The organism is Flavimarina sp. Hel_I_48 (genome assembly GCF_000733945.1).
Classification (GTDB): Bacteria; Bacteroidota; Bacteroidia; order Flavobacteriales; family Flavobacteriaceae; genus Leeuwenhoekiella.
Genome location: NZ_JPOL01000002.1, coordinates 982450 through 1003168 on the forward strand (window position 1 = coordinate 982450; position 20719 = coordinate 1003168).

Annotated in this window: 15 protein-coding genes and 1 riboswitch; of the genes, 8 read left to right on the forward strand and 7 right to left on the reverse strand. The window is 40.2% G+C overall.

Annotated features, from left to right (window positions below):
• Window positions 1-105 precede the first annotated feature (105 nt).
• Window positions 106-1656 (reverse strand): peptide MFS transporter, encoded by a 1551-nt coding sequence (locus tag P162_RS04480; RefSeq protein ID WP_031426037.1) that lies wholly within the window; start codon window positions 1654-1656, stop codon window positions 106-108.
• A gap of 22 nt (window positions 1657-1678) precedes the next feature.
• Window positions 1679-3850 (reverse strand): S9 family peptidase, encoded by a 2172-nt coding sequence (locus P162_RS04485; protein WP_031426038.1) that lies wholly within the window; start codon window positions 3848-3850, stop codon window positions 1679-1681.
• A 281-nt stretch (window positions 3851-4131) separates the two neighbouring features.
• Between P162_RS04485 and P162_RS04490 the strand changes: the two genes are divergently transcribed.
• Window positions 4132-4485, forward strand: coding sequence for a DUF3140 domain-containing protein (locus tag P162_RS04490; protein ID WP_031426039.1), 354 nt, complete (start codon window positions 4132-4134; stop codon window positions 4483-4485).
• Between the two features lie 23 nt (window positions 4486-4508).
• On the opposite strand, the gene P162_RS04495 is transcribed toward P162_RS04490, so the two are convergent.
• Both P162_RS04495 and P162_RS04500 read right to left on the reverse strand, forming a co-directional pair.
• A complete protein-coding gene (locus P162_RS04495) occupies window positions 4509-4841 on the reverse strand; it encodes a type II toxin-antitoxin system PemK/MazF family toxin (RefSeq protein ID WP_031426040.1) in 333 nt (110 codons plus the stop codon).
• Entirely contained in the window at window positions 4838-5080 is a 243-nt protein-coding gene (locus tag P162_RS04500; RefSeq protein ID WP_031426041.1) for a CopG family transcriptional regulator, read from the reverse strand. The genes P162_RS04495 and P162_RS04500 overlap by 4 nt, the downstream gene beginning before the upstream one ends.
• A gap of 108 nt (window positions 5081-5188) precedes the next feature.
• Here P162_RS04500 and P162_RS04505 point away from each other — a divergent pair, with 108 nt between their 5' ends.
• Window positions 5189-6013, forward strand: coding sequence for a Cof-type HAD-IIB family hydrolase (locus P162_RS04505; protein WP_031426042.1), 825 nt, complete (start codon window positions 5189-5191; stop codon window positions 6011-6013).
• Window positions 6014-6108: 95 nt separating this feature from the next.
• On the opposite strand, the gene P162_RS04510 is transcribed toward P162_RS04505, so the two are convergent.
• Window positions 6109-7419 (reverse strand): ABC1 kinase family protein, encoded by a 1311-nt coding sequence (locus tag P162_RS04510; protein ID WP_031426043.1) that lies wholly within the window; start codon window positions 7417-7419, stop codon window positions 6109-6111.
• Window positions 7420-7431: 12 nt separating this feature from the next.
• Complete coding sequence (locus tag P162_RS04515) at window positions 7432-8124, reverse strand: TetR family transcriptional regulator C-terminal domain-containing protein (RefSeq protein WP_031426044.1); 693 nt, start codon at window positions 8122-8124, stop codon at window positions 7432-7434.
• A gap of 313 nt (window positions 8125-8437) precedes the next feature.
• On the opposite strand from P162_RS04515, the gene htpG reads away from it, so the two are divergent.
• The 5 genes from htpG (at window position 8438) to tenA (ending at window position 13733) form a co-directional block, all read left to right on the forward strand.
• A complete protein-coding gene (gene htpG, locus P162_RS04520) occupies window positions 8438-10333 on the forward strand; it encodes a molecular chaperone HtpG (protein ID WP_031426045.1) in 1896 nt (631 codons plus the stop codon).
• A gap of 348 nt (window positions 10334-10681) precedes the next feature.
• A riboswitch (TPP riboswitch) is annotated at window positions 10682-10774 on the forward strand.
• Between the two features lie 51 nt (window positions 10775-10825).
• Window positions 10826-11632, forward strand: coding sequence for a hydroxyethylthiazole kinase (thiM, locus tag P162_RS04525; RefSeq protein ID WP_031426046.1), 807 nt, complete (start codon window positions 10826-10828; stop codon window positions 11630-11632).
• Complete coding sequence (gene thiE / locus P162_RS04530) at window positions 11616-12257, forward strand: thiamine phosphate synthase (RefSeq protein WP_031426047.1); 642 nt, start codon at window positions 11616-11618, stop codon at window positions 12255-12257. Before thiM ends, thiE begins: the two co-directional genes overlap by 17 nt.
• Window positions 12254-13096, forward strand: coding sequence for a bifunctional hydroxymethylpyrimidine kinase/phosphomethylpyrimidine kinase (gene thiD, locus P162_RS04535; RefSeq protein WP_031426048.1), 843 nt, complete (start codon window positions 12254-12256; stop codon window positions 13094-13096). The genes thiE and thiD overlap by 4 nt, the downstream gene beginning before the upstream one ends.
• Window positions 13080-13733: a thiaminase II gene (gene tenA / locus P162_RS04540; RefSeq protein ID WP_031426049.1), complete on the forward strand. Its 654-nt coding sequence runs from the start codon at window positions 13080-13082 to the stop codon at window positions 13731-13733. Before thiD ends, tenA begins: the two co-directional genes overlap by 17 nt.
• 200 nt (window positions 13734-13933) lie before the next feature.
• Here the strand turns inward: tenA and secDF are convergent, their stop codons facing one another.
• Window positions 13934-16945, reverse strand: coding sequence for a protein translocase subunit SecDF (gene secDF, locus P162_RS04545; RefSeq protein WP_031426050.1), 3012 nt, complete (start codon window positions 16943-16945; stop codon window positions 13934-13936).
• A gap of 540 nt (window positions 16946-17485) precedes the next feature.
• On the opposite strand from secDF, the gene P162_RS04550 reads away from it, so the two are divergent.
• The gene (locus tag P162_RS04550; RefSeq protein WP_031426051.1) at window positions 17486-20038 is read left to right on the forward strand and encodes an adenosylcobalamin-dependent ribonucleoside-diphosphate reductase; all 2553 of its coding nucleotides are present in this window, start codon (window positions 17486-17488) and stop codon (window positions 20036-20038) included.
• Window positions 20039-20719 lie beyond the last annotated feature (681 nt).

Genomic DNA, 20719 nt, shown 5'->3' on the forward strand with positions numbered 1-20719 from the left:
ACTTCAAGTAGCTTGACACACATGGATACACGTCCTATAAGAATATTCTATTCGCTACTAAAATAAAAACTTAAGAAACAAATTAGCATCTATAGACCTTCGCAACTATTTGGTTACTTCAGGGTCACCTAATTCATAATCCTCCTGCTCTGATATCTCACGTTCATTATCTTCGGCACCGTGTGTAAGTCGTTTTAAAGGCTTCAGCATAAGAAGAACAATACCGGCAAAAATAACGGTGAAAATGGTTATTCCCAGGAAAATACTCATTTCTCCTGCCTCAGAAGCTGATTCCCCCAGTACGCCGGCAACTTTATTACCAAGACCGGTTGCCGCAAAATATACACCCATCATTAAGGAAGCGTATTTCGCGGGCGCAAGTTTAGTGATAAAAGATAAGGCTACGGGCGAAGAGCATAATTCCCCTACCGTATGGAACAAATACGCCAAAACCAACCAATACATGGCAGACGATCCCTCACTCTGAAACTGTAAGGATGCAAATACCATAAAGATAAAACCAAGTCCCATGATCAAAACGCCTATTGCCATCTTAAAAAGCGAAGAAGCTTCCTTGCCTTTTAAACGCCTCTTGGCCCAAAACCCCGCGATAAGTGTTCCCAGGGTAATAATGAAAAAAGAGTTGGCCGACTGAAACCATGACGCTGGTATCTCAAAACCCATTAGCATACGGTCTGTATTGTCTTTAGCATAAATATTCATGAGTCCACCGGCCTGTTCAAAAGCTCCCCAGAATACGATTACCAGTATAAACGAAAGCAGCATAACAACATACCTATCTTTCATGATTTTAGAGGTAAGATCCTGATAGACCATCATCATTAAGGCAACGACTACGGTTAGAAAAATAAAAAGCAAACCATACGCCACAGACTCTACCGCCATCCAGTAAACTGAAAATACGAGTAGTCCCAAAGAGATCATAAGCTGCAGGCGTGACTTGAAGAGGTTTGAGAAAAGATTACCAAGTGATGCACCAGAATCCCTATCCTCCTGAGAAAGCAAATTACCAACATTCACAAGGTATTTTTGACCCCATACATAAACTAAAAGGCCGAGGAGCATCCCTATACCAGCGAGTCCAAAACCATAATGCCATCCATAAAACTCACCTACGGTACCCACCGTAATACCGGCTAAAAATGCACCTACGTTAATTCCTATATAGAAAATTGTAAATCCCTTATCGCGGCGTATATCACCCTCTTTATACAAACCTCCCACCATGGTGGAAATATTCGGCTTTAGCATACCCACGCCAAGAATGATCAATAAAAGTCCCGTATAAAATGCCCACATTTCTTCAACAGCGAGTATACCGTGACCTATAACAAGGAGTATACCCCCATAGAGAACGGTCTTTTTCTGCCCCAGTACTTTATCTGCAATTATACCTCCGGGAATAGACATAACATAAACCAGCATCGTATACCAACCGTAAAGGGAAAGTGCTTCTGCATTTGTCCATCCCAATCCTGGATTTTCTCCCATGGTCTGACTTACCAGGTAAAGTGTAAGTATCGCGCGCATTCCATAATAGGAAAAACGCTCCCACATTTCGGTAAAAAAAAGTACGTACAACCCTATAGGCTGTCCAAAAAGTTGCTTTTGAGGAACGCGAGCAGTTTGCGCCATAATAAATCAGTGTTGAAGGTTGTTATAAATTTTCTTTGATGAAATTGGTCATTTTGGTAAAGAGGTGCAAACGTGTATTACCACCATAGATTCCATGGTTTTTATCTGGATAGATCGCCCAGTCAAATTGCTTGTTTGCCTGCACCAGAGCTTCAACGAGACGCATGGTATTTTGTAGGTGTACGTTATCATCTGCACTACCATGTACGAGCAAAAATTTACCTTTAAGTTCATTAACGTGGCTTAAAGGGGAGTTCTCGTCATATCCATTTGCATTTTCCTGCGGAACACCCATATAGCGCTCCGTATAAATGGTATCATAGAAACGCCAGCTGGTGACCGGTGCTACCGCGATGGCCATTTCAAAAGTATCTGCACCTTGAAAAAGTGAGTTGGCAGCCATAAAACCTCCATAGCTCCATCCCCAGATTCCTATTCTTGAAGCATCTATAAAATCTTTCTGACCAAAAAATTGAGCAGCTGCGATCTGATCTTCCACTTCGTATTTACCAAGTTCATTCTGGGTCATTTTCTTAAAATCCCTACCTTTAAAACCGGTACCGCGAGGATCTACACAGGCGATAATTATACCTTCCTGCGCCAGCATTTGAAACCAGTAATCATTACTGCCGCCCCAGCTGTTTGCCACACTCTGAGAACCTGGACCGGAATATTGGGTCATAAATAGTGGGTACTTTTTACTGGGATCAAAATCTTTAGGTTTAATCATGTACGCATTAAGCTCCTCGCCATTTACGGGAACGGTAATAAATTCTTTTTGAGAAAGCGTATACCCAGAAAGTTGTTCTTTTAAAGCTGAATTGTCTTTTATCGTGCGAATCAGTTTTCCGTTTTTTGCATTGTGCAATGTAAAGACGTAAGGCGTTTCGGTATCAGAAAATGTGTTTATATAATAGGTGAAATCAGCACTAAAATCGGCAGAATTTGTGCCTTTTTCAACTGAAAGTTCCTTTTTTCCCTTTCCATTCAGGGTTATTGAATATACACCGCGGTTGATAGAACCATTTTCAGTGCTTTGATAAAAGACTCGATCCGTTTTTTTATCATAACCATAATAACTGGTGACTTCCCAGTTTCCGGAAGTTACCTGGTTTTTCAGTTTTCCATTTTTATCGTAGTGGTAAATATGGTTCCAACCGTCTTTTTCGCTGGTCCAGATAAAACTATTGTCTTCTAAAAAGGTAAGATTATCAGTTACATCTACATAAGCCGCATCTTCATCGCGCACGGCAAGTCTCGCCTTGCCGGTTTCCCCATCTACAAAAATGAGGCTGACCGCATTTTGCTTTCTGGAAAGTGTTTGTACCGCGAGAATATTATTATCGTTGCTCCAGGACAATCTTGGGATATAATAAGTATCAAAATCAGTCAGGTCAACATCCTGTATTTCTTCCGAAGAAACATCGTATATATGCAAACTCACTTTTGCATTGGCCTCGCCAGCTTTAGGATACTTGAAAACATCCTGCTCCGGATACAGTTCCTGACCCATAACATCCATTGAAAACTGGGGCACTTCGCGTTCATCAAAACGTATAAACGCCAGTTTATTGCCATTTTTACTCCAGTCAAAGGCACGTACAAGGGAAAATTCCTCTTCATAAACCCAGTCTGTTATACCGTTGATTATGGCGTTATTTTCACCATCCTGAGTAATTTGAGTTGTTTCGCCGGTAGCGAGATCTTTAATAAAAAGATTGTTGTCCTGGCCGTAGGCAACTTTTGTTGCATCTGGGGGAAAAGTGGGCTCCTGTATAGGTTTATCAGCAACCTGGGTCAGCGTTTTTTCGGCAAAATCATATACAAAATATACACCCAGCGTAGAGCGACGGTAAATAGATTGTACCTGGGTACTAAGCATGACTTTACCTTCATTTTTACTAAAGGTATAGCCAGAAAAAGTATCCAGACCATCCAGCGATTTAGAATCCAGAAGTGTGCGGACTTTCTCGCCCGTTTTATAGCTATAAACGTCTATGCTCTTTGCTTGTGTAGCTTGATCTGTCTGGAGGAGGGAATATTCTGTACCGTTGTTTAACGAACGTAAGCGATCAAGATATTCCATGCGGAAAGCACCGCCCCATATTTCTTCAAGGGTAATTGCCTTCTGCTGTGCAGTTACGGCCACCGAAATCAAAAAGAAAATCCCGGCACACAGTTGTTTTAATTTCATAAAAAAAAGAACCTGTTAAATTTAATGGTCAAGTTTACTAAAAAAACGGCACAAAAAGCCGTTTTTGCTTGTTAAAACCGTATTCTGCAGACAAGGGTTAGATTGACAAAAAGCACCGATTTATGTCAATTTTATAAGGTTTATTGACCTTTTTTATTCCTTTTTATATCAAAAAAACAGCGTTTTTCTGAATTTTAAAAAGAGTTCGTTTATTTACGTAAACTTAACGCTTTGTGTTTTTGCAGTCCTTATATATCTTTTATGTTTGCAAAAATTGCCACATGCTTTTAAAGGATAAAACCTACAAGGAATTACATCAAACACTTAATATGTCTCAGGCCGAATTCCGCGCCTGGCTCATGACAGATCTCGCCCCCATTACCGTGGCTAATTATCCTGACGCGCCCAGTATGGACAAGTCAAAAAAGCTGCTACAAATTATGGGAAAAGACAAAGAGGAGCTAACAACCTCAGATTGTCAATTTGTAAAAATCATACTGCTTCGTATTCACTATCTCAAGCGCATAAAATCCAAAGAACAGTATCGTAAACTGGACTGGGAAAACAGTTTAAGGAATATGGGATATGACATCAAAAAAGAAGCGCGTAAGCTGGAAAAACAGGTAGAATATTAAGTTTTTTGAACTGTATTCCTTAATTAATATCGCAAAATATCATCCAGCGTTTGCTTAATTTCGGTCAATTGTTTTGCGGTTATAGTTCCAATTTTTTCCTTTAGGCGTTCTTTAGTGACCGAGCGCACGTGAAACACTAAAATTTCAGAAATAGCTAGAAGTCCGTTCTCTGTGGAAGGTTCTAAGATTACATTGCCTTTGTAATTTTTTACTTTTGTAGTGAGCGGGCAAACAATCACGATCTTGAGATGTTCATTAAGCAAATTACCGCTAATGATCACCACAGTCCTTCGGCCGCCCTGCTCACTTCCTTTTATGGGATCAAGGTAAAGTTCCCAGATTTCGCCCTGCTTCAAAGCATATTATTTTCAAGATTCTCAAGATAATGGCTCATGCCTTCTTCGGCGACTTCCATTACTTCTAAATCCTGCCCAGCTTCTTCATAAGAACGTACATATTCTGCCCGGTTTAGCTGATCTAAATAGATGGTCAACGCCTTTTCTAAAATTTTGTTTTTGGCAATCTTATGCTTTTTGGCCATTTTAGCTAAATCATCTAAAAGGTCGCTAGGCAAAGAAGATGTGAATGTTGTCATAAGCTAAATATAAAATATATTATGTAAATCTTAATTTCAATATTCTATTCTCGAACAATTCCATTTTTCTTCTTTTCCCATTAAAAAGAAAGCCGCTATCTTTAGCTCATGGAAAAGGAAAATATAAAAGTTATCTGTCTGGATATAGACGGCACCTTGCTGGATAAGGATCGAGCTATCTCGCCCGGAACACAAGAAACCTTTAAAAGGCTCAATGGGAAATACCATACGGTCCTGGCATCGTCGCGTATGCCTTCAGCAATGTATTACCTTCAGGAAAAACTAGGTATTAAAGGTGATCCCCTTATTGCTTATAACGGCGCTCTGATTTTGGATAATCATCAAAAAGCAATCAAGAGCCTGCCCATGACGCTCGATTTTTTACAAGCTATTCTTGATCATCAAAAAGGGCGTAATTACAATGTAAGTACATTTTGTAATGATATTTGGCGCACTGCGGAAAAAGACCAATGGACTCAGCATGAAATATACACGACCAAAGCAAACCCAGAATTGGTTCCCAATGACCAATTGATACAGGTTCTCAAAGAAAACGAGCAGCAACCGCACAAAATAATGTGCATGGGGGAAGAAGAAATCCTGGACGATCTGATCAACCAACTTGAAAAATCAGGTCACGCAGATAAGGTACATTTATACAGGTCGAAAAAAACCTATATTGAAATTATTACCAAAAACATAGACAAAAGTGATGCTTTAGCCTATTTATTAGAAAAAGAGTATCAACTACCCATGAGTTCCGTGATTGCATTTGGTGATAATCATAACGATGTCGATCTGTTAAATAACGCAGGCTGGGGAATTGCCGTGGCAAATGCCAAAGAAAATGTAAAGTCCGTTGCTGATTATATAAGCGAATTCACAAACAAAGAAGATGCGGTAGCCAAAGAACTGAACAGGATATTGAATTAGATACGTAACGCCCAAACATGCGGAAAGCGCGCTCCAACCAAAAAGCACGCTTTCCTAAACAACCTAACCAATAATCTTTAATTTCTTATTTCGCCCTAATCTATATATTTTTTATAGTTATCAACGTCGATTCGTGATCCCAGATCATGCATCAAATTATACAGTCCAAAGAACGTTCTGTTTATGTACAGAAAATGCTTGCTCCCACGATTACCGTTCATTTTTCTAAGCTCTGTATCTTTTGAATACTTTTCACTAAGTTCCCCTATCTTGCTGAAAAAATTATCATCCTTAAAATCAAATTTTTCAGAGTGAAAGGGCTTCGTCAACAAACTGAGCATCTCATAAAAAATATCTGAAAAGAATTTCAATTCTTCCGGGCTATCATCCCTTCGCAATATTTCCAGTTCAAACATTTTTTGCCTAAACAGTTCAGGATTATCTATGTTTTCAGGATTTGCAAGTTCAAAATAAGGCTCATAAAATTCCTGTGGTACTTCTTTGATACACCCAAAGTCTATTGCGACCAGATTATGTTCCTCATCAACTAAAAAATTGCCGGGATGTGGATCTGCATGCACTTGCTTGAGTACGTGCATCTGGTACATATAAAAATCCCATAAGGTCTGCCCTACCTGATCTGCAACCGCCTGATCTGTATTATGAGCGGTAAACTCACTTATATGTTCCCCCTGCATCCAGTCCATCGTGATAATGCGCTCACTTGAGAGTTCTGGATAATATTTTGGGAATTTAAGGTGCCCTATATGATCACACAAAGTTGTGATGTTCATACTTTGCTTTACTTCAAGCAGGTAATCTGTCTCTTCGAGCAGTTTTTGCTCTACTTCTTTGAAGTATTTTTCCTTATCCTTCCCCCTCAGGTTAAACATCCGGGTAGCGATAGGCTTCACTAGAGCCAAATCACTACTGATACTACTTGCGACGCCGGGATATTGTATTTTCACAGCAAGTTTTTTCCCATCCAATGTTGCCTGGTGTACCTGGCCAATACTGGCCGCGTTCACACTTTCGCTAGTAAATGTATCAAAGATATCTTCCGGATATTTATCGAGGTATTTTTTAAAGGTCTTACGTACCAGAGGCGCAGATAACGGTGGCACCGAAAACTGGGAAAGCGAAAACTTTTCCACATAAGCCTTTGGCATAATATTTTTTTCCATACTTAGCATTTGCGCCACTTTAAGCGCACTGCCTTTCAGGCTTTTTAAACTGTCATATATATCTTCTGCGTTGTCTTCGTTGAGTTCGTCACGAGTTGTAGAAGAGTCAAAAGCTTTTTTACTGTAATATTTAGCATAATTACCGCCCAATTTCACCCCCGTAGTGACCAGTTTGCTGGCTCGGGCTAGTTTATTCGTTGGTATATGATCTATGGTTTTCATACTAAAATTTAATTAAGCTTTTACAAAACGATCTTTGAACAAAAATTTGCCAAGATCAAGAACACTCTCTAAGGGCGTCGTTTCAAAAACATCAAAGATCGCTTTTACAGACTTCTCGATAGCAATGTCTGTCTTTTCAAAACCAGCGGAATTATCATCCATCCAGTATTTCAACAAGAACAGCATTTGCACCCAGGCACCTTCACTAAAAATCCGCACCGGGTTTTTTACCAGTTTAGAATTTTTCTCCTCATTCCCACGTTCAATAAGGTCTGCAGCAAAATCTTTGAATTCAAGACGTAATTTGCTCAACTGCTTGAGATTTTTCATCTTATCATTGCGCTCCCGCAACGTGAAAAGAACATAACTGCGGTTTGCCGTAAGCAGTTCAAAAAAAGTAAAAAAGAAAGAGAGCATTTTTTCCTTATTGGGATAATTTACATATCCCTTATCCTTGTTTAGAACCAGAATTGTATTCTCATAAAAGGCAACCCATATATGTTCCCGCAACCCTTCAAAGCTTCCAAAGAAGTTATAGAAATCAGCTTCTTCCATTCCATTTTCCTTCGCAAACTTATAGACGCTTTTAGGACGTTCCCCGTTCTCGAGAACATAGTCCATATAAGTAGAAATTATGATTTCTGCTGTAGGCTCTATTTTAGTAGTAGTCTGTGAAGTAACCTGTTTCTTAATTTTAGCTGCCATAACAAATCTGTTGTTCCGTAAAAGTAATTCTGTTTAACGCTAATAAAAAACCCTTGAACAAAATTTTGAGTTAAAGTTCTTTCATGAGAAATGAAAGCTGTTTGCTAGGTCTTTAGCGTGCAAATCCTACGATTCTAATATCAGGGATGATTTCAATATTCGTTTCAGAATTGTCGTGCTTTTTACTATTTACTTACAAACCAATGCCACTTTGTCACGGCATCCTTCACTGGTATTTTTTTTGACATACTTAAAAAAGAGAACACTAATTGTAGAACACATCGCCACCGGGCGATCTTAAATAACATAACGTATGTCAACAGGTAAAATAAATGTTGCTGTAGAAAACATCTTTCCACTTATTAAGAAGTTTTTGTACAGCGATCACGAGATCTTTTTGAGGGAACTTGTGTCTAATGCAACTGATGCAACTTTAAAATTGAAGCATCTTACTAATATAGGGGAAGCCAAAGTAGAATATGGTAGTCCCTATGTTGAAGTTAAGATAGATGAAGAAGGTAAAAAACTTCATATTATAGATCAGGGTGTGGGTATGACCGAAGAGGAAGTACGCAAATACATCAATGACATTGCCTTTTCTGGTGCAGAAGAATTTCTTGATAAGTACAAAGAAGCTGGTAAAGAAAGCGGAATTATAGGTCATTTTGGTCTTGGTTTCTATTCGGCTTTTATGGTTGCTAAAAAAGTGGAGATCATTACAAAATCTGCCATTGATCAGGATGCTCCTGCCATGCACTGGGAATGTGATGGTTCTCCGGAGTTTACCCTTACGGAAACTGAAAAAAACACACATGGTTCTGAAATCATTTTGCACATTGCAGATGATAGCGAAGAATTCTTGAAAAAATCAAGGATTCAGGAACTTTTGAGCAAGTACAACAAGTTCATGCCTATCCCAATTAAATTTGGTACCACAGAGGAGGAAATTCCTTTGCCGGAAGATGCCGCGGAAGACGCAGAACCTGAAACTAAAACCGTTGATAATATAATCAACAATCCCAACCCGGCGTGGACCAAGCAGCCAACAGAACTTGAGGAAAAAGACTATAAAGGTTTTTACCGTGAGCTGTATCCCATGCAATTTGAGGAGCCGCTTTTCCACATTCACCTGAATGTTGATTATCCTTTCAACCTTACAGGGATTCTTTATTTCCCCAGGTTAAACCAGGACATGAATGCACAACGTGACCGCATTCAGTTATATCAAAATCAGGTATTTGTAACGGATAACGTTGAAGGTATCGTTCCAGAATTTTTGACCATGTTACGTGGTGTGATTGATTCTCCTGATATTCCGCTTAACGTTTCCCGTTCCTATTTGCAGGCTGATGGCGCCGTAAAGAAAATAAGCAGCTACATTACCAGAAAAGTTGCTGATAAGCTTAACCAACTCTTTAATGATGATCGTGCCGATTTTGAGAAAAAGTGGAACGATATTAAAATCGTTATTGAATATGGTATGTTGAGCGAAGATAAGTTCTTTGAAAAAGCCCAGAAATTTGCACTTTACCCTACCGTAGATGGAAGCTTCCATACTTTTGATGAATTACAGGAAAAAATAAAGGAAAAGCAAACCGATAAAGATGGCAAACTGGTCGTGCTTTATGCTTCTGAACAGGATAAGCAACACCAATATATTAAAGCTGCAAAAGCAAAAGGTTACGATGTATTGCTTCTTGATTCTCCAATAGTTCCGCACTTGATTCAAAAGATTGAAGGTGAGAAGGAAAATATAAGTTTTGTACGTGTAGATGGTGACCACGTTGACAATCTGATCAAAAAAGATGAAGACCAGATTTCTAAACTTTCTGATGAGGAAAAGGAAACTTTAAAAACAACGCTTGAGGAAACTATCGCAAATAAGTCCTATAATGTGCAATTACAGCCTATGGATAGCGGTTCTGCTCCCTTTATCATCACGCAGCCAGAATTTATGCGTCGTATGAAAGAAATGCAACAGACCGGCGGCGGTGGTGGCATGTTTGGTATGGGCAATATGCCAGATATGTACAACCTTGTGGTAAATACTAACCATGAACTGGTTTCCGAAATTCTAAATACCAAGACCAAGAAAAAGCAGGAACGTTTGATCAAACAATCCCTTGATCTTGCTCGTCTTTCTCAAGGTCTATTAAAAGGCGCAGAGCTTACTGATTTTGTAAAGCGCTCCTATGATATGATCAAATAAATTAGTTTTTATTTATTTCTCAAAGCAGCCCCGAAAATTCGGGGCTGCTTTTTTTTGCCTACTCTCCAAACAAAACAGGTTTTTCAGATTCTAAGATCAGAAAAGTTCTTGTAGCGTTCTCTATTTCATAAAACCTGTGATCATACGTATTATTCCTTTTTTGCATTTTAATTTTAGTAAACTGTAAACGCTATGATGCAAACCATCTTGCCATTTAAATATTCCATAAATATCGATTAAATGGTAAAAATGAGGCAGATTTTAGTTAAAAACGCCTGATTTATGTTCAAATTTCCTTGAAAAATTACCGTGAAATGTGATTTTAATTTACCTGAGATGTTTAATTTTGAGTGGCTTTAGGGGTATTCTGAAAAGAATTGAGACAGTCCCTTTGAACCTGAATCGGTTAAGACCGTCGTAGGGAAAAGTTTATAAACTTCTTTTATCATAAAGAGGTTCCTTCAGCCATTTTTCTAACTAAAAGAAACAATGATGAACGAGAACCTTTGGAACAACATTAAACTTCTCAGAGAAAAGTCCCCGTTGGTGCACAACATCACAAATTATGTGGTGATGAACAACACGGCAAATGCACTTCTTGCAATCGGTGCTTCCCCTATCATGGCGCACGCCCATGAGGAAATGGAAAGTATGGTGAACATCTGCCAGGTGCTGGTGGTCAATATTGGAACCTTAGATGAATACTGGGCAACTTCTATGATACTAGCCGCTAAACACGCAAATACGCTCAAGAAACCGTGGGTTCTGGATCCCGTGGGCGCAGGCGCCACTCCGTATCGCAATCAAGTCCTGACAGATCTACTAAAACTTCAGCCAACGATCATTCGAGGGAATGCCTCTGAAATACTGGCCCTTGCCAAACACAATACCACGAACACAAAAGGCGTGGATAGTTCCGCGGAAAGTAGTGAAGCCATTGAGGCTGCCAAGGTTTTAAATGACAAATATGGTAGCGTGGTCTGCGTCTCTGGCGCAACAGATATTATTCTGGATAACCAACGGGAAATCCACCTCAAAAACGGCCACGAATTGATGTCAAAAATCACCGGAATGGGTTGTAGTGCCACTGCCATTGTTGCGGGGTTTGCCGCGGTCATCCCTAACAAAGTCGATGCAGTGACGACCGCGATGGCAATTCTGGGCGTTGCTGGGCAATTAGCCGCGCAAGACAGCAAGGGTCCAGGGAGTTTGCAAATGCATATTCTTGACAAGCTTTATAATCTCACAGAAGAAGAATTTAATTCCACTTTAAAATTACAAGTTGAACGTAAGCAATAAGCAATTTCCATTTAAGCTCTATTTGGTACTTTCGGAAGAGGCGTGCATTCATAAACACTTTCTCCAAGTTGCAGAAGAAGCGGTCAAGGGAGGAGTTGATGTTGTACAACTACGGGAAAAGAACTGTGACACATTGGTTTTTCAACAAAAGGCGCTTAAGCTCAAAGAACTTTTGGAAACCTATGATGTGCCACTGATCATCAATGACAATTTAGAGGTTGCTATAAATGTAAACGCCTATGGAATCCATGTGGGCACTTCAGACATTCCACCATCCAAAGTAGCCCAATTATGGACAAAAACGCCCTGTATTGGCTATTCTATAGAAGATTTGGATCAGCTGACAACCAGGGAAACGGCGGCAGCGGATTATCTGGGTATAAGTCCGGTTTTCAAAACATCCACAAAAACCGATACCATCATAGAATGGGGCCTGGAGGGAATTAATAAAATAAAGAGTTTGACGGATAAACCTTTAGTGGCCATAGGCAACATGAACGCTAAAAATGTACAGGAGGTCATACAGGCAGGAGCGGATTGTATCGCGGTAGTTTCAGCGATATGTGCCTCAGCACATCCTGTAAAGGCAGCAGAACAACTTAGAAACGAAATCGAAAAGGCATGATTCAAAAAAAATATAAATATCCATCTGTGCTCACCATAGCTGGATTTGATGGCAGCGGTGGTGCCGGTATACAGGCAGATATTAAAACCATATCCGCATTGGGCTGTTATGCAACTTCGGTATTGACCGCGCTTCCAGTCCAAAACACCACGGGGGTAAAATCCATTTTTAATATCCCAGAACATGTTGTGGGTGATCAGATCGATGCAATTCTTGAAGATATTTTTCCTGATGCCGTTAAGATAGGCATGGTGCACACCTCAAAATTGGTCAACATCATTACCGAAAAACTCAAAGATTTTCCAGAATTACCTATCGTTTTTGACCCTGTAATGGTCGCTACCAGCGGTCATAAACTTATTCAGGAAGAAACGATCGAAACCATTATTAAAAAACTTTTCCCTTTAGCGGCAGTACTTACGCCTAATCTGGACGAGGCTGCTATTTTAGCAAAAATGGAAATTCACAATGTGGAAGACATGAAGCTTGCCGGAAGCAAAATAATGAAGTTGGGATGTAAATCGGTTTTGCTGAAAGGCGGCCATTTAAAGTCCGAAAAACTTACTTCCCTCTATTTTTCTGCGGATGGCATGGTTGAAACTTACACGTTCCAGAAATTCGATACGAATAATACACACGGTTCTGGCTGCACGCTATCTTCCGCAATTGCTTCTTATATCGCTCGGGGCGCATCGTTAGAAGAGGCAGTTCGTCAAGGGCAAAACTATATTCATCAGGCGATTTTAGAAGGTAAAGATGTCGCCGTAGGAAAGGGCAACGGACCGGTAAATCACTTTTTTAATCCTCAAAAACTTATAAAAAATGAATTGGACAGATAACGCCTGGTCACAAATTGAAGCTATTTACGAGCAAACCATTACTATGCCATTCATAAAGGAACTACAAAATGGCTCTTTACCTCTGGAAAAATTTCAGTTTTATATGAGTCAGGATTCTTTTTATCTGGAACACTTTGCGCGAAGCCTGGCACTAATCGCAGCAAGGGCACAAAATATTGATCACGCATTGACTTTTACCCGCTTCGCGGAAGGTGCCATTGTGGTAGAAAAAGCACTGCACGATTCATATTTTCAAGAATACGGCCTTGCCCACCGCGGCATCATAGAACCCACCTCCCATCATTACATATGTTTTCTAAAGAGTACCGCGGCCCTGGAGCAGGTAGAAGTAGCTATGGCTGCAGTTTTACCCTGCTTCTGGATCTATAAAAAAGTAGGGGATTATATCTATGAAAATAAAAAAGCCGGGGATAATCCTTATAACAAATGGATTGAAACCTATGCAGGAGAAGAATTTGGTTTACTGGTAGAACAGGCGAAATCCATTTGTGACACTGTAGCAGATAATCTTACTGCATGCAAACAGGAAAATATGACCGAAGCCTTCGTTACGGCGAGCAGGTTAGAGTTTATGTTCTGGGACAGTGCTTATAAAGTACAATCCTGGAAAGTTTAATTTAAAGTATCTAAAAACTGTTGAAATCAACCAAAAAACAGGCATTTCTGGTCATTATTTCGATTAAATATGTCATTCTGAAATCAGTATAATACTTTATGATTTCGTTCTACAGACGGTTAAATTCCTGAATTAACTGCAAAAAAAAAATCCGCTGAGCTTTATAAGAGCCAGCGGATTTTTTATTATTTTAAGAGTGCTTAGTGAGCCACTTCCTCTTCTTCTCTTTCTATTTTGTGCTTCAATGCTTTCTTTTCTACGGTATCAAACATGACCGGAGTCGCAATAAAGATTGAAGAATACGTACCTACCACAACCCCTACTATAAGTGCGAACATAAAGCCCATGATACTTGCACCACCAAAGATAAAAATGGCAAGCAACACAATCAAGGTTGTCATCGAGGTGTTCAACGTACGGCTAATGGTACTGTTTATCGCCTGGTTGATAATGGTTCCCATTTTTCGGGTTGCATCGTGCTCATTAAGATATTCACGGATACGGTCAAACACAACCACGGTATCATTCAGCGAGTAACCAATTACGGTAAGGATCGCCGCGATAAAAGATTGGTCAATTTCCATGTTAAATGGAAGGAACTTATAGGTCAATGAGAAGATCCCAAGCACTATAATTACATCGTGGAATACAGCGACAACTGCACCAAGTGAAAATTGCCATCTGCGGAAACGAAGCAGGATATATAAGAATACAACGATAAGCGAACCTATAACCGCCCAGAGGGAATCTCTTTTTATATCATTTGCAATAGTAGGACCCACTTTGTTATACCCTAGAATACCTATTTTTTCATCATTGGAACCTTTAATAAACTGGTCGTAAGTGATGCTCGCAGGAAGATAGGATTTCAATGCTGTAAACAGTTTTTGCTGAATCTCATTATCAATCTCTGTACCTTCGTCTTCAATCTTATATTTGGTCGTGATTTTTAACTGGTTGGCATCCCCGTAGGTTTTTGCCTGTGCACTACCAAATTCAGCAGTAAGGTTACTTTCTGCATCACTAGCATTGACCGGGTGGTCAAAACGCACGGTATAGTTTCTTCCTCCCACAAAGTCAACACCTTGATCAAGGCCGTTAGTAAAGAAGGAGATGATACTAATGAGAATCAATACACCACTAAATGTATACGCGATTTTACGTTTACTAAGAAAATCAACATTCGTATTCTGGAATAAAGTTCTCGTTGCTGGAGTTGAAAAGGCCAATACTTTTCCATTTTTTCCGTAGCTGTCAATAAATAGACGGGTGATGAAAATTGCAGTAAACAAAGAAGTAGCGATACCTATCATCAACGTGGTCGCAAAACCCTGAATAGGTCCTGTACCGAACAAGAACAAGATCAATGCAGTTAAAAACGTAGTGATGTTTGCATCTAAAATAGAGGACAATGCGTTGTTAAAACCATCTTTAATGGCATCCCGCTGCGATTTGCCTTTAGCCATTTCTTCCTTGATCCTTTCAAAGATAAGTACGTTCGCATCTACAGACATACCTATGGTCAAAACGATACCTGCAATACCCGGCAAGGTAAGAACCGCTCCAAGACCGGCGAGAATTCCAAATATAAATAGAATGTTTACCGCAAGTGCAATATCAGCATACCAGCCGGCTTTGCCATAGTAAAAGATCATCCAGGCAAGAACAAGTAAAAGTGCCAGAAGAAACGAGGTTAAACCACTATTTATCGCTTCCTGACCAAGTGATGGCCCTACCACATCATACGAGATGATTTTAGCGGAAGCAGGAAGTTTACCTGCTTTTAGAACATTCGCAAGATCCTGTGCTTTATTTACGGTAAAATTCCCGGATATTTCAGTGGCACCATTAGGAATTTCCTGTTTTGCAGTTGCTGCAGAATAAACCACATCATCAAGAACAATGGCGATCGCATTCCCCTGCTGTGCTACTTCACGTGTTATTTTTGCCCATTGCGAAGGTCCCTGACCTTCAAAGTCGATACCTACGGAAGGAAGACCCGTCTGCGTATATTGCTGTCTTGAATCCTGTACGATATCACCATCCATAGCGGCAGTACCGGCACGGTCAGATTGTAGAGCGTACAAAGGAACTATATTGGAATCTTCACTTTCGGTAACTCCCCAACGGAATTTAGCGAAACGCAAATTCTGAGGGCGTTCACGTATGATTTCTGGTTTAGAAAGATATCTGTTTATCGTAGCGGTATCCTGTACAGCGGCATAACCCAAAACGGCCGTTTGTGGGTTCTGCTGAATGTAAGGGTTAAACTGAAATATCTCAAATAAAGGATTGTTGCCAGCTGCAGCACTGGTAGTATCTTCTTCACTGGCAAGCAGGTCATTGATCGCATCATCTTCGTCTGATTCGGTAGTATCCTGAGCGACTGCGGCATCGTCTGCCGGTGCTATTAGTTCTTTAAGGGTATTGTTTGCATTAAAAAGATATTCTGCAACATCACCGGCAAAGTAGGTTTTGTAAAACTCTAATTGTGCAGTACTTTCCAATTGAAACTTCACACGCTCAATATCGGTAGCGCCGGGAAGTTCTATAAGGATACGCGAGCGGTTATCTAGACGCTGAATATTGGGCTGAGTAACACCGAATTTATCGATACGGTTGCGCAACACTTCAAAAGCAGAATTTATGGACTCGTCCACTTCCGTACGTAAAACGTCTATCACTTCATCATTGCTCATGTTGAAGTTAACCTTTTCCCCCAGTGTCGTATTTGCAAAAAGATCTGGAGAGGCGAGGCTATTGTCGCCAGGGATATTCTGGTAAGCTTCGTTGAAATCTTCAAGAAAATCCTGCTGACTTGTTTTTTGAGCTTCGGCAGCCTCACTAAGCGCCTGGTTAAATGCCGGGTCCTGGCTGTTGTTGCTCAGGCCTCGTAAAATATCTGCTACAGAAATTTCCAAAATGGCGTTCATACCACCTTTAAGGTCAAGCCCTTTGTTGAGTTCTTTTTCCTTAGCGTCATTATACGTAATACCTACGGCAATAGGATCATTTCCTATGGAATCCAGATATATCTTTTTCACCTCGCCCCTACGCTCCACATAATCGTCAGTGGATGCAGGCACCTTGCTTTCCGCAAAAACCTCTGCCTTATCCTCTACGGAATTGGTAAAATAGGTGAACGAGAGTTGGTATAAACTTACCAGCCCAAATAAAATCGCAAATACCTTGATGAGTCCTTTATTCTGCATTATGATCTACTATTAATTAATTGAGGTAGAAAACCTTCCTCCCCGTCAATTTATAAAACGTGCAAATATAGGGTTTCAATGGAATAATGCCAATAATTATCATTTAGATTTCCTTAACGGAAAAGCTAAAAATAAAATCAAATAATAATATTTACAACTATATGTTTTACAGCTATTTACACAAAAATAACTTTAAAGAATAAATGGAGTCACCACAAGAATGCTTGGTTTTGAAGCACAGGAATACAATCAAAAACCAAATTGCAATGCGCTTCGAGAATTGGATTTTCGATGAAAAATCACCCTTCCGCAGCTGATTATCAATAGATCACAACTTCTTAAAAATTCAACACCAACTTTACAAACAAATTAAATTAATTTGTAAACTATTTGCTGTTAATAAATTAATAATTATCTATATATCAATATTTTACATATATAAATCGGTAAACTTTATGAATCTTCGAAGTGATTTGTTTCTTAAATATACATACTTTTGTGCTTTCCAATTTCGAGAATAAACCGCAAAATATCAGTTTTATGTCTATAAAAGTCTCTCCATCAAATACTCCTGTCTTTACACAGGAAGAAGCCTTTAATGCTGCCCTGGCTTATTTTAAGGGTGACGACCTTGCCGCACGGGTTTGGGTCAATAAATACGCCCTCAAAGATTCTGATGGAAACATTTATGAGAGCACGCCAGACGCCATGCACAAGCGTATCGCCAAAGAAATCGCACGCATAGAATCGCGTTATCCCAACCCCATGGGCGAAGACGAGGTTTTTGATCTTATACGCGACTTTAAATATATCGTGCCTCAGGGAAGTCCCATGGCGGGAATAGGCAACCCGTATCAGGTGGGTTCCCTTTCTAATTGTTTTGTAATAGGCAACAACGGCAATTCTGACTCTTACGGCGGTATCATGAAAATTGATCAGGAACAGGTGCAGCTCATGAAACGTCGTGGTGGCGTGGGGCACGATCTTTCTCATATACGCCCCAAGGGTTCCCCGGTAAAAAATTCGGCATTGACCTCAACCGGATTGGTACCTTTTATGGAGCGCTATTCTAATTCAACCCGGGAAGTCGCCCAGGACGGTCGCCGCGGTGCGTTGATGCTTTCGGTTTCCATCAACCATCCTGATGCAGAAGATTTTATTGATGCGAAGATGGAACAGGGAAAAGTTACCGGTGCCAATGTTTCTGTGCGTATTGACGACGGCTTTATGCAAGCGGTTAAAAATCAGGCGAAATACACTCAAAAATACCCGATTTTCAGTAAAAATCCGGTAAATCAGAAAGAAATTGACGCTGAAAAACTCTGGAAAAAAATCGTCCATAATGCATGGAAATCGGCAGAACCGGGCATTTTATTCTGGGATACCATTATTAATGAATCAGTGCCTGACTGTTATGCAGATCTGGGCTACAAAACGGTCTCCACAAATCCTTGTGGCGAGATTCCGCTTTGCCCCTACGATTCCTGTCGTTTGCTGGCTATTAATCTCTTTTCATACGTAGAAAATCCGTTTACGGATGAGGCGACTTTCAATTTTGAACTGTTCAAGAAACACATTGGCAAGGCGCAGCGCATCATGGATGATATTATTGATCTGGAACTTGAAAAAGTAGATGCCATTTTAGCTAAAATAGATGCAGATCCAGAAGGGGACGAAGTCAAAAATGTAGAGCGCAACCTATGGCTCAATATCAAGCAAAAAGCTGAAGAAGGCAGAAGAACCGGTATAGGCATTACTGCCGAAGGGGATATGCTGGCTGCCCTTGGTATCAAGTACGGAAGTGAAAAAGGAACCGAGTTTTCGGTGGAAATTCATAAAACCATCGCGGTGGAAGCCTATCGCGCTTCGGTTTACGCTGCAAAAGAACGTGGTGCCTTCCCTATTTTTGATTCCGAAAGGGAAAAAGAAAACCCTTTTATACAGCGTCTTAAAAAAGCAGATGAAAAACTGTATTATGACATGCTAGAATATGGACGTAGAAATATCGCCTTGCTTACTATCGCTCCTACAGGTACGACTAGTTTGATGACCCAGACCACCTCCGGTATCGAACCGGTTTTTCTACCGGTCTACAAACGCCGTAGAAAAGTAAATCCAAATGATAAGGATGCGCGGGTAGATTTTGTAGATGAAACGGGCGATTCCTGGGAAGAATATGTCGTTTTCCACCACCGTTTTAAAGAATGGATGAAAATCAACGGTTACGATACAGATAAAAATTACAACCAGGAAGAACTGAATGTTCTAATCAAGAAATCCCCTTATTTTGAAGCAACATCTAATGATGTGGACTGGCTCAATAAAGTTCGCATGCAGGGCGCGGTGCAAAAATGGGTAGATCACAGCATAAGTGTTACCATTAACTTGCCCAATGATGTCGACGAAGCTTTAGTGGGTAATTTATATCTGGAAGCATGGCAGGCTGGCTGTAAAGGCGTAACGGTTTACCGTGATGGTTCCCGTTCTGGCGTTTTAATTTCAAACGAGGAAAAGAAAGAAGAAAAAGATAGCGACCTAACGGCATTCCCCACAAAACGTCCACAAATCTTAGATGCTGATATTGTTCGTTTTCAAAACAATAAGGAAAAATGGATTGCTTTTATTGGGTTGATCGGCGGGAAACCTTACGAGATCTTTACCGGAATGGCAGATGATGAAGATGGAATCTTGTTGCCACGATCTGTAGAAAGCGGTGTTATCATCAAAAACCGGAATGAGGACGGAACTTCACGTTACGATTTTCAGTACAAAAACAAGCGGGGTTATAAAACAACCATTGAAGGGCTTTCCCATAAGTTTGACCCGGAATATTGGAATTATGCAAAACTGATTTCGACCACCTTGCGTTATGGTATGCCCATTGAAAAAGCGGTGGAATTGACAAACAGCCTCCAACTGGACAGCGCCTCTATCAATACCTGGAAAAATGGTGTTGCCCGCGCCTTAAAGCGCTATGTTGAAGATGGAACGGTAGCGCACAAACAAAAATGTGAAAATTGCGGTTCTACCGAATTGATTTATCAGGAGGGATGCCTTACCTGCAAAGATTGCGGCTCTTCTAAATGTGGATAATTCCGCTAAAAACTGCCTATAAAGCACAAAAGAACCGCCTTTTAGGCGGTTTTTTTTGTTTGGGGTTCGCGAGAAATGATTTGAGACAGTGGCTTCGGTACAAATACCGTTGCGCTTTCGCTTCACGGAATTCACTCAGCCACCAGAACTTTCTATAAAAATTTTGTTGTGCTCTCGCTTCACGGAATTCAATCAGCCACCTAGAATTTTCTATATAAATTTTTGTTGCGCTTTCGTTTCACGGAATTCACCCAGCCACCAGAACTTTCTATAAAAATTTTGTTGTGCTCTCGATTCACGCAATTCACTCAGCCACCAGAACTTTCTATAAAAATTTTGTTGTGCTCTCGCTTCACGCAATTCACTCAGCCACCAGAACTTTCGATGTAAATTGTTCTTCTAAAAACTCCTCTTTTCAAATAAAGAAACGACCCAGGCTCTTAAATTTTGAACCTGAAATTCGCTGTAGGTGGTTGAGTGTCCCGATTTTTCATCGGGATGTATCGAAACCACCATAACTTTCTATAAAAATTTTGTTGTGCTCTCGCTTCACGCAATTCACTCAGCCACCAGAACTTTCGATGTAAATTGTTCTTCTAAAAACTCCTCTTTTCAAATAAAGAAATGACCCAGGCTCTTAAATTTTGAACCTGAAATTCGCTGTAGGTGGTTGAGTGTCCC

What these genes read in the sequence shown, in the direction of transcription:
- tenA (WP_031426049.1), top strand. Translation starts at nt 13,080, where the DNA reads ATGAATTGGACAGATAACGCCTGGTCACAAATTGAAGCTATTTACGAG.
- secDF (WP_031426050.1), bottom strand. Translation starts at nt 16,945, where the DNA reads ATGCAGAATAAAGGACTCATCAAGGTATTTGCGATTTTATTTGGGCTG.
- P162_RS04510 (WP_031426043.1), bottom strand. Translation starts at nt 7,419, where the DNA reads ATGAAAACCATAGATCATATACCAACGAATAAACTAGCCCGAGCCAGC.
- P162_RS04480 (WP_031426037.1), bottom strand. Translation starts at nt 1,656, where the DNA reads ATGGCGCAAACTGCTCGCGTTCCTCAAAAGCAACTTTTTGGACAGCCT.
- P162_RS04550 (WP_031426051.1), top strand. Translation starts at nt 17,486, where the DNA reads ATGTCTATAAAAGTCTCTCCATCAAATACTCCTGTCTTTACACAGGAA.
- thiD (WP_031426048.1), top strand. Translation starts at nt 12,254, where the DNA reads ATGATTCAAAAAAAATATAAATATCCATCTGTGCTCACCATAGCTGGA.
- P162_RS04515 (WP_031426044.1), bottom strand. Translation starts at nt 8,124, where the DNA reads ATGGCAGCTAAAATTAAGAAACAGGTTACTTCACAGACTACTACTAAA.
- thiM (WP_031426046.1), top strand. Translation starts at nt 10,826, where the DNA reads ATGAACGAGAACCTTTGGAACAACATTAAACTTCTCAGAGAAAAGTCC.
- P162_RS04485 (WP_031426038.1), bottom strand. Translation starts at nt 3,850, where the DNA reads ATGAAATTAAAACAACTGTGTGCCGGGATTTTCTTTTTGATTTCGGTG.
- P162_RS04490 (WP_031426039.1), top strand. Translation starts at nt 4,132, where the DNA reads ATGCTTTTAAAGGATAAAACCTACAAGGAATTACATCAAACACTTAAT.
- P162_RS04500 (WP_031426041.1), bottom strand. Translation starts at nt 5,080, where the DNA reads ATGACAACATTCACATCTTCTTTGCCTAGCGACCTTTTAGATGATTTA.
- P162_RS04505 (WP_031426042.1), top strand. Translation starts at nt 5,189, where the DNA reads ATGGAAAAGGAAAATATAAAAGTTATCTGTCTGGATATAGACGGCACC.
- htpG (WP_031426045.1), top strand. Translation starts at nt 8,438, where the DNA reads ATGTCAACAGGTAAAATAAATGTTGCTGTAGAAAACATCTTTCCACTT.